Annotated in this window: 12 protein-coding genes and 1 pseudogene; 10 read left to right on the top strand and 3 right to left on the bottom strand. The window is 75.1% G+C overall.

The window, feature by feature from the left end; all coding sequences use genetic code 11:
* Positions 1 to 285 precede the first annotated feature (285 nt).
* The 3 genes from ACFP3U_RS27500 (at position 286) to ACFP3U_RS27490 (ending at position 2065) form a co-directional block, all read left to right on the top strand.
* Positions 286 to 876: a 50S ribosomal protein L25/general stress protein Ctc gene (locus ACFP3U_RS27500; RefSeq protein ID WP_380228396.1), complete on the top strand. Its 591-nt coding sequence runs from the start codon at positions 286 to 288 to the stop codon at positions 874 to 876.
* A 106-nt stretch (positions 877 to 982) separates the two neighbouring features.
* Positions 983 to 1564 (top strand): aminoacyl-tRNA hydrolase, encoded by a 582-nt coding sequence (gene pth / locus ACFP3U_RS27495; RefSeq protein WP_380228395.1) that lies wholly within the window; start codon positions 983 to 985, stop codon positions 1562 to 1564.
* Positions 1565 to 1762: 198 nt separating this feature from the next.
* Complete coding sequence (locus ACFP3U_RS27490) at positions 1763 to 2065, top strand: hypothetical protein (protein ID WP_380228394.1); 303 nt, start codon at positions 1763 to 1765, stop codon at positions 2063 to 2065.
* A gap of 74 nt (positions 2066 to 2139) precedes the next feature.
* Here ACFP3U_RS27490 and ppc read toward each other — a convergent pair whose 3' ends face one another.
* Positions 2140 to 4935, bottom strand: a complete 2796-nt coding sequence (gene ppc, locus ACFP3U_RS27485) for a phosphoenolpyruvate carboxylase (protein WP_380228393.1) — start codon at positions 4933 to 4935, stop codon at positions 2140 to 2142.
* Positions 4936 to 5223: 288 nt separating this feature from the next.
* On the opposite strand from ppc, the gene ACFP3U_RS27480 reads away from it, so the two are divergent.
* Positions 5224 to 6495 (top strand): histidine kinase, encoded by a 1272-nt coding sequence (locus ACFP3U_RS27480; protein WP_380228392.1) that lies wholly within the window; start codon positions 5224 to 5226, stop codon positions 6493 to 6495.
* Positions 6496 to 6531: 36 nt separating this feature from the next.
* On the opposite strand, the gene ACFP3U_RS27475 is transcribed toward ACFP3U_RS27480, so the two are convergent.
* Both ACFP3U_RS27475 and ACFP3U_RS27470 read right to left on the bottom strand, forming a co-directional pair.
* Positions 6532 to 7023 (bottom strand): SUKH-3 domain-containing protein, encoded by a 492-nt coding sequence (locus ACFP3U_RS27475; RefSeq protein WP_380228441.1) that lies wholly within the window; start codon positions 7021 to 7023, stop codon positions 6532 to 6534.
* Between the two features lie 134 nt (positions 7024 to 7157).
* On the bottom strand, positions 7158 to 7622 hold the full coding sequence (locus ACFP3U_RS27470; protein ID WP_380228391.1) for a YwqJ-related putative deaminase: 465 nt from the start codon (positions 7620 to 7622) through the stop codon (positions 7158 to 7160).
* A 455-nt stretch (positions 7623 to 8077) separates the two neighbouring features.
* Between ACFP3U_RS27470 and ACFP3U_RS27465 the strand changes: the two genes are divergently transcribed.
* The 6 genes and pseudogenes from ACFP3U_RS27465 to ACFP3U_RS27440 form a co-directional block, all read left to right on the top strand.
* Positions 8078 to 9295 (top strand): Gfo/Idh/MocA family protein, encoded by a 1218-nt coding sequence (locus ACFP3U_RS27465; protein ID WP_380228390.1) that lies wholly within the window; start codon positions 8078 to 8080, stop codon positions 9293 to 9295.
* The gene (locus ACFP3U_RS27460; protein ID WP_380228389.1) at positions 9292 to 10272 is read left to right on the top strand and encodes an NAD-dependent epimerase/dehydratase family protein; all 981 of its coding nucleotides are present in this window, start codon (positions 9292 to 9294) and stop codon (positions 10270 to 10272) included. The genes ACFP3U_RS27465 and ACFP3U_RS27460 overlap by 4 nt, the downstream gene beginning before the upstream one ends.
* Before the next feature lie 101 nt (positions 10273 to 10373).
* A complete protein-coding gene (locus ACFP3U_RS27455) occupies positions 10374 to 11486 on the top strand; it encodes a DegT/DnrJ/EryC1/StrS family aminotransferase (RefSeq protein ID WP_380228388.1) in 1113 nt (370 codons plus the stop codon).
* A 98-nt stretch (positions 11487 to 11584) separates the two neighbouring features.
* Positions 11585 to 12700, top strand: coding sequence for a DegT/DnrJ/EryC1/StrS family aminotransferase (locus ACFP3U_RS27450; RefSeq protein WP_380228387.1), 1116 nt, complete (start codon positions 11585 to 11587; stop codon positions 12698 to 12700).
* 256 nt (positions 12701 to 12956) lie between these two features.
* Positions 12957 to 13958, top strand: coding sequence for an HNH endonuclease (locus ACFP3U_RS27445; protein ID WP_380228386.1), 1002 nt, complete (start codon positions 12957 to 12959; stop codon positions 13956 to 13958).
* A gap of 126 nt (positions 13959 to 14084) precedes the next feature.
* Positions 14085 to 15328 (top strand): annotated as a pseudogene (locus tag ACFP3U_RS27440) (SUKH-4 family immunity protein); the annotation flags it as partial.

Raw genomic sequence — 15328 nt, 5'->3', positions numbered from 1 at the left:
CCCCCCCCCGCGGGCGCCGCCCCCGGTCCCTCGCGGACCGGGCCCGCCGCCGATTTCGCGACAGCCGCGGCAGCGGTTAGACTCGTGAAACTGCTCGGCGAGGGATGCCGTGTGCCCGCTTCGTGGGCGCCCGATCCGTGATCGACGCGCTGCCGGTTCCGGAATCCCCGGGTTCCGGCAGAGGTCGTTGCGCCGCCGAGTGACCCCCGATCGTTTGAGGGTGTGGTCCCGGCGGTTTTTCGCGTTGCCTGCACCCCCGCGCCAGCATCTACGAGGAGTGCAGTCGTGTCCGAGATCCGCCTTGCCGCCGAGTCCCGCACCGAGTTCGGCAAGGGTGCCGCCCGTCGCGCCCGCCGCGCCGGCTTCGTCCCCGGTGTCGTCTACGGCCACGGCCACACGCCGGTTCACCTGAACCTGCCCGGCCACGACCTGATGATGGCCCTGAAGACCCCGAACGCCCTGCTGGTCGTGCCGATCGACGGCAAGGACGAGTACGTGCTGCCGAAGGCCGTCCAGCGCGAGGCCATCAAGCGCACCATCGAGCACGTCGACCTGCTGCTGGTCAAGCGCGGCGAGAAGGTCAGCGTCGAGATCCCGGTCCACACCGAGGGCGAGCTGGCCCCCGGCGGCAACCTGCTGGAGCACGTCCTGCAGGCCCTGCCGATCGAGGCCGAGGCCACCCACCTGCCCGAGTCCGTCACCGTCTCGGTGGAGGGCTTGGAGGCCGGCGCCTCGATCCACGCCAAGGACATCACCCTGCCGAAGGGTGCCACCCTGGCCGTCGACGCCGACGCCGTCGTGCTGCAGGTCATCGCCGCCCAGGCCGCCCCGGTCGAGGACGAGGCCGCCGAGGCCGAGGCCGGCGCCGAGGCCTGAGCCTCACGCACAGCCTGACCGCTGCCCCGGTCGCTCCCGCTGGAGCGGCCGGGGCAGCGGCGTGTCCGGGATGATGGCGGTGAACATGACCACGAGGAGCGGTGGGATGACGGACGAATCGTACGAAGGGCCCTGGCTGGTGGTGGGTCTGGGCAATCCCGGGGAGCAGTACGCCCGGAACCGGCACAACATCGGGTTCATGGTCGTCGACCTGCTGGCCCAGCGGATGGGCGCCAGGTTCAAGGCCCACAAGAGCCGGGCCCAGGTGGCCGAGGGCCGGCTGTCCGGCCGGCGCGTGGTGCTGGCCAAGCCGATGTCGTTCATGAACCTCTCCGGCGGCCCGGTCACCGCGCTGCGGGACTTCTACAAGGTGCCGGCCTCGGCGCTGGTGGCCGTCCACGACGAGCTGGACATCGACTACGCGGCCCTGCGGCTGAAGGTCGGCGGCGGCGACAACGGCCACAACGGTCTGAAGTCGATCACCAAGTCGCTCGGCCCGGACTACCACCGGGTGCGGTGCGGGATCGGCCGGCCGCCGGGCCGGATGGAGGTCGCGGACTTCGTGCTCAAGGACTTCTCCGCCACCGAGCGCAAGGAGTTGGACTGGTTCGTGGACCGCTCGGCGGACGCCGTGGAGGCGCTGCTCTCCGAGGGCCTGGAGCGGGCGCAGTCCACGTACAACTCCTGATCCGGCGTCAGGAGGCGGTGTGCCCGGGAGCGGGAGCCGGTCCGTTCGCACAACAGTCGTGTTACTTCTGGTCGTCCAAACCTGAACAGGTGTGAGAAAACCGTACCGATCGGATAGCGTCGAGCCAGTACGCGAACGGGGTCTGGGGAGTTCTCGATGCGGGGTTTTCGGCCGGTCCGGCGCCTTCGGCGGATCCGCGTGGCACGGTTGGGGAAGCTCGGCCGCCGGGTGGGTACGGCGGGCGCGCTGGGCACCGCGAGCGCGCTCGGCGCCGCCGGGGTGCTGCTGGGCGGGGCCGGTCCGGCGTACGCCGACACGATCGCCGAGCCGGACCCGGGTGTGATGTCCCCGGAGCCCGTCTCGGCGCAGCTCGGTCCGGTGCTCGGCGGCTCGGTCGGCGGTGACGCCGGTCTGCTGGCCGTCGGCGGCGGGCTGGTCGTGGTGGCCGGCGGCGCGGCCCTGTGGGTCAAGCGCCACCGCGCGGGCGACACCGGGGAGTGAGACGGGTCCGGAACGGGGAAGGGCCCCGCGGCGCGTGGTGCGCGCCGCGGGGCCCTCCGGTGTCCCGGGACCGGTCAGCCGGTGTTGCGCAGGCCGGCCGCGATGCCGTTGACGGTCAGCAGCAGCGCGCGGGCGCGCAGCGGGTCCTCCGGGCGGCCGGTGGCGACCTCCTCGCGCTGCCGGCGCAGCAGCGCGACCTGGAGGTAGGAGATCGGGTCGAGGTAGGCGTCGCGGACCGCGAAGGTCTGCTTGAGCACCGGGTTGTGCTCCAGCAGCTCGTTCTCCCCGGTCAGTCGGAGCACCTCGCGCAGGGTGAGGTCGTGCTCGGCCTGGATCTGCTCGAAGATGTACTGCAGCTCGGCGGGCACCAGCTGCTCGACGTAGTGGCGGGCGATCCGCAGGTCGGTCTTGGCCAGCGTCATGGCGACGTTGGACAGGAAGTTGCGGAAGAAGTGCCACTGGCCGTACATCTCGTCGAGCACGTCGCCCAGGCCGGCCTCGCGGGCGGCGGCCAGGCCGGCGCCGACGCCGAACCAGCCGGGGACGATCTGGCGGGACTGGGTCCAGCCGAACACCCACGGGATGGCCCGCAGGCCGTCCAGACCGGCGCCCGAGTCGGGGCGGCGGGACGGGCGGGAGCCCAGGTGCAGCGAGGCGAGCTGGTCGACCGGGGTGGCGGCGAAGAAGTACTTCGGCAGGTCCTCCTGCTCGACCAGGGCCCGGTAGGCGGTGTGCGCGGCCTCGGAGACCCGGTCCATGGCGGCGTCCCAGCGGGCCAGCTCCTCGGGGGCCTGGCGCGGGGAGGTGTGCAACGCGGACGCGGCCAGCGTGGCGGAGATGGTGAGTTCGAGGTTCTCCCGGGCCAGCGAGGGCAGCAGGTACTTGTCGGAGATGACCTCGCCCTGCTCGGTGACCTTGATCTCGCCCTCCAGGGTGCCCCAGGGCTGGGCCAGGATGGCCTCGTGCGAGGGGCCGCCGCCGCGGCCGACGGTGCCGCCGCGGCCGTGGAAGAGCCGCAGCCGGATGCCGTACCGGTGGGCGACGTCGCGCAGCCGGCGCTGGGCGCGGTGGATCTCCCACTGGGAGGTGGTGATGCCGCCGAACTTCGAGGAGTCGGAGTAGCCGAGCATGACCTCCTGGACGTCGCCGCGCAGCGAGACGAGCAGCCGGTAGGAGGGGTCGGAGAGCATCTCGTCGAGGATCCGGTCGGCCTGCTGGAGCTCGTCGGTGGTCTCCAGCAGCGGCACGATGCCGATCTTGGCGAGCCCGGCGTGCAGGTCGATCAGCCCGGCCTCGCGGGCCAGCACGGTGGCGGCGAAGACGTCGTCGGCGCCCTGGCACATCGAGATGATGTACGACTCGACGATCTCGTCGCCGAACCGTTCGAAGCCCTCGCGGATCGTGGTGAAGACGCCGAGGGTCTTGGCGCCGGCGGCGTCCAGCGGGGCCGGGGTGGGGGCGAGCGGGCGGCGCGAGCGCAGCTCCTTGGCGAGCAGCCGCTGGCGGTACTCGCGCGGCATGTCGGCGTAGCGCCAGGCCTCCTCGCCGAGCCGGTCGAAGAGCTGGCCGAGCGCGTGGTGGTGGGCCTCGGCGTGCTCGCGGACGTCCATGGTGGCGAGCTGCAGGCCGAAGGCCTCGACGGTGCGGATGGCGCGGGCGAGCCGGCCGTCGGCGATCAGCTCGCCGCGGTGGGAGCGCAGCGAGTCCTGGATCAGCCGCAGGTCGGCGACCAGCTCGCGGGTGCCGAGGTAGTCGCGGCCCTCGATGTGCGGGGTGCCGGCGGCCAGCCGCTCGCGGGTGTTCTCCAGCTTGAGCCGGATGCAGGTGGCCTTGAGCCGGTAGGGCTCCTCGGCGTTCATCCGCTTGTAGCGGGGGCTCAGCTCGGGCAGCAGCTGGAGGTCGCTGTTGAGCGAGGCGAGTAGTTCGGCGGAGGCGCCGGCCAGCCGCTCCGAGGTGGAGAGGGTGCCGCGCAGGTCGTCGACGGCGGCGAGGGCGTCCTTGATGCCGTACTCGTGCTGGAGGTTGAGGACGTCCCAGGTGACCTGCGGGGTGACGTTGGGGTTGCCGTCGCGGTCGCCGCCGATCCAGGTGCCGAAGGTGAGCGGGCGGACGCCCTCGGGCAGCTCCAGGCCGACCCGGGCGAGCTCCTCCTGGAGCTCCTCCAGGACCTGCGGGACGGCGTCGCGGTAGAGCTCGTCCAGGTAGTAGACGGCGTTGCGGGCCTCGTCGGTGGGCTCCGGGCGGGCGATGCGCAGCTCGTCGGTCTGCCAGAGCAGGTCGATGACCTCGGCGAGGCGGCGGTCGGCCTGGCGGCGCGCGGAGGAGGTGCGGGCCGGGTCGGCGTGCGACAGGCCGGCGGCGACCTCCTCGCGGTGGATGCGGTCGAGCAGTTCGCCGATCCGGCGGAGCTTGTTGAGGACGCTGCGGCGGGCCGCCTCGGTCGGGTGCGCGGTGAAGACCGGGCGGACGGCGAGGTGGGCCAGGGTGTCCTGGAGGTGCTTGGGGTCGGCGTCGGCCAGCTGGTCGGCGGTCTGCGCGAGCAGCGAGCCCTCGCGGGCGCGGCGGGTGGCGAACTCGCGGCCGCGGTGCACCTGCTCGGTGACGTTGGCGAGGTGGAAGTAGGTGGAGAAGGCGCGCACCAGCTTGGCGGCGGTCTCCAGGTCGATGTCGGAGAGGAGTTCGGCGGTGGACTCGCCGTCGGTGCGGCTGAGCAGCCGGACCTGTTCGACCAGGCCGAGCAGCTGGGGACCTTCCTGGCGGACCAGCGTCTCGCCGAGCAGGTCGCCGAGACGACGGATGTCCGCGCGCAGTGCGGCGTTGTCGGCGACGGGGGTCGGGCTGTCCGCCGGGCTGGGGACCGGAGCGGTCACGGCTGGCTCCCTCGGGGTGGTGGGGGTGTTCGGCAACGGCTCATCGTCACAGGGCCGCCCCGCGTGTGGCGGGTGTGACGCGTGCGGACCGCGCTGTCCGACGCGACCAGCATAGGTGTCGGGAGGGGCGCTGTCCGCGAAGTGGCCGGATGGCGGACAGCGATGCCCAGGGGCCGTATGTGGTCTGGACCACTTGGGTTCGGGGGTGGGAACGCGGGTCGGCCGCCAAGGTGCGTCCGGGCGCGACCCGGTGGGGGCGGACGGGGGTCGCGCCGTAGTCTGTGGGGCATGAGCAAGTCGCCTGGGGAGCGCGTGCGGGGCCGGTCGTCCTTCTTGTGGTGGCAGCGGCGGCGCAGCGCCCTCCTGGACGCCGGGCTCGCCGCCGCGGCGGCCCTGGAGTGCGCGGCCAGCTCGGTCGCCTACATCGGCGGCCGGATCCACCTCGGCCTGGCGGCCGAGGTCGGGATCGCGCTGTTCGGCGCGCTGGTGGGCGCCAGCCTGGTGGTGCGGCGGCGCTGGCCGGCGGTGCCGGTGGTGGTGGCGCTGATCGTCACGCCCGGGGTGCCCGGCATGGTGCTGCTGATGGTGGCGCTGTACACGCTGGCCGCGACCTGGGAGTGGCCCTCGCGCCGCCGGCGGGTGGTGGCGCTCTCCGCGCTCGCCTACGCCGAGACCGCCGGGGTGATCCTGCTGTCGATGGTCGACCCCGGCGACCCGACGATCGAACAGCCGCCGTTCTGGGGCCAGCTGGTGCTGGCGCTGCTGGTGGCCGCCGGCGCGACCGTGGCGCCGGTGGTGACCGGCCTGTACGTCGGCGCGCGGCGCCGGCTGATCGAGTCGCTCAAGGACCGCGCGCACGGCCTGGAGACCGAGCTGGACCTGCTGGCCGAACAGGCCAGGGAGCGCGCCCGCCGGGCCCGGCTGGAGGAGCGCACCCGGATCGCCCGGGAGATGCACGACGTGGTGGCGCACCGGGTCTCGCTCATGGTGGTGCACGCCGGGGCGCTGGAGCGGATCGTCGCCAAGGACCCGGAGAAGGCGGCGCAGAGCGCCAAGCTGATGGGCGAGGTGGGCCGGCAGGCGCTCAACGAGCTGCGGGAGATCCTCGGCGTGCTGCGGATGTCCGAGGAGAGCGCGGCCGAGCCGGACTCGCTGACCGCGCTGCCGCGGCTGGTCGACCAGTCCCGGGCGGCCGGCATGGCCGTCACCCTGACGGTCAGCGGCAGCCGGCAGGAGTTCACCGGCGAGGCCGAGCAGACCGCCTACCGGGTGGTACAGGAGGGGCTGACCAACGCGCACAAGCACGCCGGCGGGGCCCAGGTGTCGGTGCTGCTCGCGTACGCGCCGAACGGCGTACGGGTCAGCGTGGTGAACGCCTGTCCGGGCGGCGAGCGGTCCGCGGCCGCGCTGCCCAGCGGGGGCAACGGCCTGGTCGGGATGCGCGAGCGGGTGGTCGCGCTCGGGGGCACCTTCTCGGCGGGGCCGGAGCGGGACGGCGGCTTCCGGGTGGAGGCCGTCCTGCCCTCCCGGCTGGCGGTCCGGCAGGACCGGCTGGTCTGAGCCCCGCAGGCGCCGGGAGGCCCGCGGGCCCGGGCTTTACGCGTCCTCGGCGGTGCGCAGCCGTTCCGGGGCGGTGCCCAGGACCAGGGCGGTGATCGCCTGGTCGACGCCGTCGCCGAGGTACCACTCGCCGGTGTGGTCCAGGCTGTAGACCCGGCCCTCCTCGTCGATCACCAGCAGCGCCTGCCCGTACGCCTCCTCGCCCAGCGGGGCGATCCTGGTGTCCAGGGCGCGGCCCAGGTCCGCCAGGGTGCGGGGCTGGTGCAGGCCGCACAGCGGGTCGACCAGGAACGGCGTGCGGGCCAGCTGCCGGCCGGGCCCGACCAGGTCGAAGGCGAGGCCGCCGAACTCGGCCCAGGCCTCCACCGCCGCCGGGAACACCGCGTGCCGGTCGCCCGCCGGGTTGCCGTACCCGGCCAGGGTGTCGGCCCACTCCTCGGCCTGCTGTATCCGCCACCGCCCGGGGTGCCAGCCGGCCGCCTTCAGTTCGGCGGAGACATCGGCCGGGAAGCGCGGACGGGTCCGCAGCGCGGGCCCGGCGAGGGTGGTCGGCGGGGGCGGGGGCGGGCTGGACGGATTCAGGACGGGCTCCGGTGGTGCGGGGACGGGGGACGGGCGGCGCGCCGCGCGGCCGGCGCGGGCCGGCCTCGGCGGCGGGCCGGTCAGCCGGCGGCGGCCGGGCCGACGGCGACGCTCTGGACGGCGAGGTGCTCCAGCAGCGGCGCGCAGGAGCGGCACGGCGGCGCGTGGGTGCCGTGGGCCGGATCGTGCTCCTCGCGGATCCGGACGGTGGTCAGCCGGGCGCCCTTGAGCGCCTTGCGGGCCTCGTGCAGGCTCATCGGCTTCCGGGCCGCGCGCTTGGAGCGCCGGCCGTCCACCGCGGTCAGGTACTGGGAGAGCAGGACCGCCTCGGGGCAGCGGCCGGTGAAGCGCTCGCGCTGGTCCAGCGGCAGCGCGTCGAGGAACCCGCCGACCAGTGGGTGCAGGACGGGGCGGCGGTCCGACTTGTCGCCGGCAAGGGTGTGCACCTCGCCGCCCTTCAACGAGAGCGCGGCGGCGACGGCGGGCAGCAGGCTGTCGCGGTGGTGGCGCAGCAGTGGCGGCCCGGCCGGTTCCCCGGTGGTCATGGCCTCGATCTCCTCCTCGTCTTCACGCCGGCGTTCCCGTACGTTCTCCCGCGCGCCGTGCGCGTGAGGGCACGGCGCGACAGGGGCCAGCCTGTCAAACGACACTGACAACCGCACAATCGGGGGCCGGGACACGGCCGGGCCGGGACCGGTCCGGGCGGCCCGGCGGTGGACGGTCACGCGACGTTGGCCGGATCCGCACGGCATCATCACGACTCGTCCCCGGGTTTCCCCAATCCGCCCCCGGGCGGCCACGGCGGCCGGTAGCGTTCCAGCGGGCGGGCCGAGGGTGCGACCGGTCCGGTGGGGGTCACCGGAGGGAGTGGCAACTCCTTTGTCTGCCATGGTCGTTGGGGTCGTAGGGGCTGGGGCGTGTCAGGCGCCCCGGGGGGCCCGGGCCGGGCCGCGCGCCCGGAGCCCGGTCCCCGGGTCGACACAGCAAGGGGGGTCTTGCGATGACTGGGACGGAAGCCGCCAACGAAGCGCCGGGCGAGCACGTGCCCACACCCGGCGCGCCGCCGCAGACCGCGCCGGCGCACCGGATCGGGATCGCGGTGGTCGGGGCGGGCTACTGGGGACCGAACCTGGTCCGCAACGCGCAGCAGACCCCGGCGCTGCGCCTGCACTGGCTCTGCGACCTGGACGCGGCGAAGTCCCGCCGGGTGCTCGGCGAGTACAGCACCGTCCGGGCCACCACCTCGTACGAGGAGGTGCTGGCCGACGAGCGGGTCGCCGCCGTCGCGGTGGCCACCCCGGCCGCCGCGCACTACCGGCTGGTCCGGGCCGCGCTGGAGGCCGGCAAGCACGTCCTGGTGGAGAAGCCGATCACCACCTCCGCCGAGGAGGCCGCCGAGCTGGTGGCGCTCGCCGAGGAGCGCGGGCTGGTGCTGATGTGCGACCACACCTTCTGCTACACCCCCGTGGTGCGCCGGATCCGTGAACTCGTGCACGGCGGGGAGATCGGCGACGTCCAGTTCTTCGACTCGGTGCGGATCAACCTCGGGCTGGTCCAGCCGGACGTCGACGTGCTCTGGGACCTCGCCCCGCACGACCTGTCGATCCTGGACTTCGTCCTGCCGCCGGGTGTCGAACCGGTCGGCGTCTCCGCCCAGGGCGCCGACCCGATCGGTGCCGGCCGGGTCTGCGTCGCCTACCTGACCGTCCGGCTGAGCAACGGCGCGCTGGCGCACTGCCACGTCAACTGGCTCTCCCCGACCAAGGTCCGCACCACCCTGATCGGCGGCTCGCGGCGCACCCTGGTCTGGGACGACCTCAACCCGCAGGCCCGGCTGGCGGTCCACGACCGCGGCGTGGACCTCACCCCGCCCGACGAACTGACCGACGCGATCCGCCACCAGGCGCTGATCTCCTACCGGGTCGGCTCGATGGTCGCCCCCGCGCTGGTCGAGCAGGAGGCGCTGCGCAACGTGATGGCCGAGTTCGCCGCGGCCATCACCGAGGGCCGGGCCCCGCTCACCGACGGCCGGTCCGGCCTGCGGGTGCTCCAACTGCTGGAGGCGGCCTCGCTCAGCCTCGAACTCGGCGGCGCCACCGTCCCGGTGGGCGTCGGCCTCGACTCCGCGCCGGCCGGCCCGCGCGAACCGTCCGACGGGCAGGACCTGCCCGGCACGCCTGCCATGTCCGCAGCTCAGGAAAGGGCCGCCACGCGGTGAACGCTGTACAGATCGAGGGCTCCCGCTGCCTGGTCACCGGCGGCGCCGGCACCATCGGCTCCACCGTGGTCGACCAGCTGATCGAGGGCGGCGCCCGCGAGGTGGTCGTGCTCGACAACTTCGTCCGCGGCCGGGCGGAGAACCTCGCCTACGCCCAGGAGATCGCCGCCCCCGGACAGTTGCGGGTGGTGGACGGCGACATCCGCGACCGCGCCCTGCTGCGCGAACTCCTCGGCCCGGACACCGACCTGCTCTTCCACCTCGCCGCGATCCGGATCACCCAGTGCGCCACCGAGCCCCGGCTGGCCCTGGAGATCATGGTGGACGGCACCTTCGACGTGGTCGAGGCCGCCGCCGAGGTGGGCGTCGGCAAGGTGATCGCCTCGTCCACCGCCTCCGTCTATGGCCTCGCCGAGGTCTTCCCGACGCCGGAGAACCACCACCCGTACCACAACGACACCCTGTACGGCGCGGCCAAGGTCTTCAACGAGGGGCTGCTGCGCTCCTTCCACGCCATGGCCGGCCTCGACTACGTGGCGCTGCGCTACTTCAACGTGTACGGGCCCCGGATGGACGTCCACGGCCGGTACACCGAGGTGTTCATCCGCTGGATGGAGCGGATAGCCGCCGGACAGCCGCCGCTGATCTTCGGCGACGGGACCCAGACGATGGACTTCGTCTACACCGAGGACATCGCCCGGGCCAACCTGCTGGCCGCCGCCGCCCCCGTCACCGACCGGGTCTACAACATCGCCAGCGCCAGCGAGGTCTCGCTGCGCGGCCTGGCCGACGCCCTGCTCACCGCCATGGACCGCGCCGACCTGGACGTCGAGCACGGTCCGGCCCGGGGCACGGCGGGCGGCGTGGTGCGGCGGCTCGCGGACATCGGCGCGGCCGAGCGCGACCTCGGGTGGAAGCCCGAGCTGGGCCTCGACGAGGGCCTGCGCCGGCTGGTCGCCTGGTGGCGCGAGCAGTAGCCGCCCCCAGCACCCGGTCCGCGTCGCGTCCCCTGCGTCCGTCCGCCCACCGATCACGTCCGCGCCACGTTCGGAGTACGCCTGTGTCCAGCATCCCCGTCATGATCCCCTGGCTCGGCGAGGAGGAGGCCGAGGCCGCCGCCGAGGCGGTCCGCTCGGGCTGGGTGGCCCAGGGCCCCCGGGTCGCCGCGTTCGAGCGGGCCTTCGCCGAGCACCTCGGCGTCGAGCACGCCGTCGCGGTCTCCTCCTGCACCACCGCGCTCCACCTGGCGCTGATCGGCGCGGGCGTCGGGCCGGGGGACGAGGTGGTCGTCCCCTCGCTCTCCTTCGTCGCCACCGCCAACGCCGTCACCTACGTCGGCGCGGTGCCGGTGTTCGCGGACGTCGACCCGGCCACCGGCAACCTCACCGCCGCCACCGTCGAACCGCTGCTCACCGGGCGGACCAGGGCGGTGGTCGCGGTCGACCAGGGCGGGGTGCCGGTCGACCTGGACGGCATCCGGGCCGTCGTCGAACCGCGCGGGGTCACCGTCGTCGAGGACGCCGCCTGCGGGGCCGGATCCGTGTACCGGGACCGGCCGGTCGGCGCGGGCGCCGAGCTCGCCGCGTACTCCTTCCACCCGCGCAAGCTGCTCACCACCGGCGAGGGCGGCATGGTCACCTGCCGGGACGGCGGACTCGCCGCCCGGCTGCGGCGCCTGCGCGAGCACGGGATGAGCGTCTCGGCCGCCGACCGGCACGCCGGGGCCGGCGGCGCGAGCGTGCTGGAGACCTACGACGAGATCGGCTTCAACTACCGGATGACCGACATCCAGGCCGCCATCGGCCTGGTGCAGCTGCGCAAACTGCCCGCCATGGTCGCCCGCCGGCGCGAACTCGCCGCCCGCTACCGGGAGCTGCTCGCCGGCACCGGGGCCCGGCTGGTCGACGACCCGCCGCACGGCACCACCAACTACCAGTCCTGCTGGGTGCTGCCGCCCGAGGGCGCCCCGGACCGCGCCGAGCTGCTGGTGCGGCTCGCCGAGGCCGGTGTCTCCGCCCGGCGCGGCATCATGGCGGCCCATCTGGAGGCCCCGTACAAGGGGACCGGCCGGGTCCCGCTGCCCGCCACCGAACTGCTCACCCGGCGTTCGCTGATCCTGCCGCTCCACCACGCGCTGACCGAGGAGCAGCAGGACCGGGTGGTGGCCGCCCTGCGCGCCGCGCTCGGCTGAGCGCCCGGGCCGCCGCCGCTCCGTCCGTCCGCCCCTCCGTCCGTCCGCCCCTCCGTCCGTCCGCACACAGGTTCCGACCGGCCCAGGGAGACCACAGGATGACCACCGACCAGCCCGTCCCGCTCGTCGACCTCGCCGCCGCGCACGCCGAGATCGAGGCCGAGGTCCGGGCCGGCTTCGACCGGGTGCTCGCGAGCGGCGGCTACGTCAAGGGGCCGGAGGTGGCCGGCTTCGAGGAGGAGTACGCGGCCTTCTCCGGCGCCCGGCACTGCGTCGGCGCCGCCAACGGCACCGACGCCCTCGAACTGGCCCTGCGCGCCCTCGACCTGCCGCCCGGCGGCGGGGTGGTGCTGCCCGCCAACACCTTCGTCGCCACCGCCGAGGCCGTCCAGCGGGCCGGTCTGCGCCCGGTCCTGGTCGACGCCGACCCCGAGCACCTGCTGATCGACCCGGCCCGGGTCGCCGAGGTGCTGGCGGACGCGGTCGCGCTGCTGCCCGTCCACCTCAACGGCCAGCTCGCCCCGATGGCGGCGCTGCTCGACCTGGCCGGCGACCGTCCGGTGCTGGAGGACGCCGCGCAGTCCCAGGGCGCTCGCCAGGACGGCCGCGCCTACCACGGCCGGATCTCCGCCACCAGCTTCTACCCCGGCAAGAACCTCGGCGCGTACGGGGACGCCGGCGCCGTCGTCACCGACGACGACGAACTCGCCGCCGCCGTCCGGCTGATCGGCGACCACGGCTCGGCCCGCAAGTACGCGCACGAGCGGTTCGGCTTCAACTCCCGGATGGACGCGCTCCAGGCCGTCGTGCTCCGGGCCAAGCTGCGCCGGCTGCCCGCCTGGAACGAGGCCCGGCGCGCCGCCGCCGCCCGCTACGACCGGCTGCTGGCCGGTCTGGACGGCGTCACCCCGCCGCGCACCGCGCCCGGCAACGAGCACGTCTGGCACCTGTACGCCGTCCGGGTCGGTGCGGGCGGCGGGCGGCGGGACGCGCTGCTCGCCGCGCTGAACGCGGCCGGGATCGGTGCGGGCGTGCACTACCCGGTGCCGGTGCACCGTCAGCCGGCCTTCCGGCACCTCGGGTACGGCGAGGGGGCGTTCCCGGTCGCCGAGCGGGCGGCGGGGGAGTTGCTGACCCTGCCGCTGTTCCCGCAGATCACCGCGGCGCAGCAGGAGCGGGTGGTCGAGGTGCTGGCGAAGGCGCTGGTGGCCTGAGCCGCGGGCGCTCCGCGCCTTGGCTGCTCCGGGCATTGGCCTGTGCCCGCTCGGTGTCCGACGCCTGTGCCCGCTCGGTGCCTGCTCCGCGGCGGCTTCGTGTCCGCTCTGCGGCCGTCCCGTGTCCGGTACGGGGCCGTCCCGTGTCCGCTTCGGGGCCGGTCCACCGGGCGGGGGGCCGGGCCGCGGGCGTACCCCCTACGCTGGTTCCCAACAAGCGCACCGAGAATTTGCAGCAGCCAGTGGGGGCTCCCAGATGACGACAGGTCGGCCCGGCGTCGTCGCCGCACCGAACGCGGCGTACGCAGGTCAGGTGGTGCAGTTCCCGGATCCGGTCCGCGCGGAGCGACACCCCGCAGGGGTCCGGGTGGACGAGTACGGCTACCCGGACTTCGGCCCGTTCGCCGCCGCGGCGGCCGAGGTCGCCGACCCGCCGGCCGGCTTCGGCGTCGACGAGCTGCGGCTGACCGACTACGTCTCGGCGAACGCCGCGCTGTTCACCCAGGGCCACCCGCTCTGGGCCGACCTGGAGACCGCGGTCGCCACCCCGCCCGGCTGGACCTGGCACCACGTGGCCGGCCGGGCCGCGCCCGGCTGGCGGCGGATGGAACTCGTCCCGGTCGAGGTCAAGGCGCTGCTGCGGCACCACGGCGGGCTGGCCACCTCCTCCGCCGACCACGGCCGGCGCGGCACCCGCCCGTTGCAGGAGAAGCGGCCGGTGCACTTCTCGCTCGCCAGGGACGGCAGCGACCCGATCGGCGTCCCCGAGGACCTCGTGCAGCGGGCCGAGGAGCGGCTGGGCTACCGGCTGCCCGGCGCCTACCGCACCTTCCTCAAGCTCGGCGGCGGACGCGCCCCGGAGGGGGTGGCGCTCGACCCGGACCTCGGGCTGCTGGTCGACCAGCCGTTCCTCACGCTCACCGAGGAGTACGGCACCGAGGACGTCGTCTACGCCAACAAGTGCCTGCGGGACCACTTCACCAAGGACTACCTGGGCATCGCCTACGCCCAGGGCGGCATCCTGGCGCTGAAGGTGCGCGGCGACCGGATCGGCTCGGTCTGGCTCTGCCTCTACGACGACGCCCGCGACACCGGCGCCCCGGAGTCCCCCGAGGACCGGGTCGAGCGGCTGCTGCTGCCCTGCGGGGACGACTTCGACGCCTTCCTGCTGCGGCTGGCCGGGAGCCCGCCGGAGCTGGAGACGGTCGCCGAGCTGATGGTGAACGGCGGGTTCGCCCGGGCCGTTCCGGTGGGCTGACGTGGCCTTCGCGGTGGTCCGGGCGGCGGAACGCCGGACGGACCGGGTGGTGGAGCGGGCGGCGGACCGGCCGGTCGTCGACGGTGTGGAACGAGCGGGGACGATGGGGACAGGGGTGAACCGGGCGTGGTGACGTACGCGCAGGCGCAGGAGCTCGCCGAGGAGTGGATCAACGGCGGGGTGCCGCGGGAGTGGCAGCGCGAGGTGCGGGTCCGGGAGTTCGACCTGGGCTTCGTCTGCTGGGCGGTGCAGCCCGGCGACGGCGCGACCGCGACCTCGGCCGAGGGTGAGGCCCGGCTGGTGATCGCCCGGGACTCCGGCGCGAGCACGCTCTGGCCCGCGCTGCCGGTCAACGAGGTGGTCCGGCAGTACGAGGAGGCCTACGGGCGGCCGGTCGCGGCCAACCCGGCCGGTGCGGCCCGGCCCACGCCGGGGCCGGTCGAGGCGACGTCCTTCCTGCTCAGCCCGCCGCAGTGGCTGCAGGAGGCCGGCGAGGCGGCGCTCGCCGCGGAGGCGGAGCGGCTGGGCGCACCGGCGTCCGCCGGGACGCCGGCGGCCGGTGTGCCGGTGGCCGGCGTGCCGGAGGCGCCGTCGGTGCCGTCCGCTCCGCCTGCTCCGCCCGCGCCGTCTGCGCCGTCCGTGTCGCAGGCTCCGCCCGCTCCGCCGGTGGCCCCGCTTGCCGAGCCGCCGGCACCGCCGGTCCGGTTCGGGCGCCAGGACACGCCCGCGCCCGCGCCCGCCGTCCTGACCACGCCGCCGGTCTCCGAGCGGCCCGCCGGGGACGCGCCGACCATGCTCGCCCCGCCGCCCGGCCACGAGGAGCCGGCCGGTCCGCCCGCGTCCGGCGCGAGCGCCGAGGCGGCGACCATGCTGCTGCCCGACGGGCTGCGCACCAACGGCGCCGGGCTGTCCGCCGAGCCGCGGGCCGGATCCGAGGCGGCCACCGTGCTGCTGCCCGAGGGCGGTCTGCCGGGTCTTGCCGGTCTGCCGGGTGCGCCCGGTGGTCCGGGTACGCCGGTGCCGGGGACGCCCGTCCCGCCGTCGGGTCCTGCCGTGGCGCCCGCGCCGACGCTGTTGGCGCCGCCGGACGGCCTGCCGGGCCTTGCCGGTCTGCCCGGCGCGCCCGGTGGTCCGGGTACGCCGGTGCCGGGGACGCCCGTCCCGCCGTCGGGTCCTGCCGTGGAGCCCGCGCCGACGCTGTTGGCGCCGCCGGACGGCCTGCCGGGGCTCGCCGGTCTGCCCGGCGCGCCCGGGGCCCCCGTCCCGCCGCCCGCCGGTCCGCCGGCCGGCGCGGGCGTCGAGCACGCCGCGACCATGCTGGCCTCGCCGGACGGCCTGCCGGGCCTTGCCGGTCTGCCCGGCGCGCCCGG

Origin of the sequence: Kitasatospora misakiensis, from assembly GCF_042656005.1 — a bacterium.
Lineage (GTDB): Bacteria > Actinomycetota > Actinomycetes > Streptomycetales > Streptomycetaceae > Kitasatospora > Kitasatospora misakiensis.
Note: the sequence above shows the minus strand (reverse complement) of the source record. Positions and strands in the feature narration are given on the sequence as shown.

Coding starts and splice junctions, on each gene's coding strand:
- ACFP3U_RS27445 (WP_380228386.1), top strand. CDS start 12,957: ATGACGACAGGTCGGCCCGGCGTCGTCGCCGCACCGAACGCGGCGTAC.
- pth (WP_380228395.1), top strand. CDS start 983: ATGACGGACGAATCGTACGAAGGGCCCTGGCTGGTGGTGGGTCTGGGC.
- ACFP3U_RS27450 (WP_380228387.1), top strand. CDS start 11,585: ATGACCACCGACCAGCCCGTCCCGCTCGTCGACCTCGCCGCCGCGCAC.
- ACFP3U_RS27465 (WP_380228390.1), top strand. CDS start 8,078: ATGACTGGGACGGAAGCCGCCAACGAAGCGCCGGGCGAGCACGTGCCC.
- ACFP3U_RS27480 (WP_380228392.1), top strand. CDS start 5,224: ATGAGCAAGTCGCCTGGGGAGCGCGTGCGGGGCCGGTCGTCCTTCTTG.
- ACFP3U_RS27455 (WP_380228388.1), top strand. CDS start 10,374: ATGATCCCCTGGCTCGGCGAGGAGGAGGCCGAGGCCGCCGCCGAGGCG.
- ACFP3U_RS27470 (WP_380228391.1), bottom strand. CDS start 7,622: ATGACCACCGGGGAACCGGCCGGGCCGCCACTGCTGCGCCACCACCGC.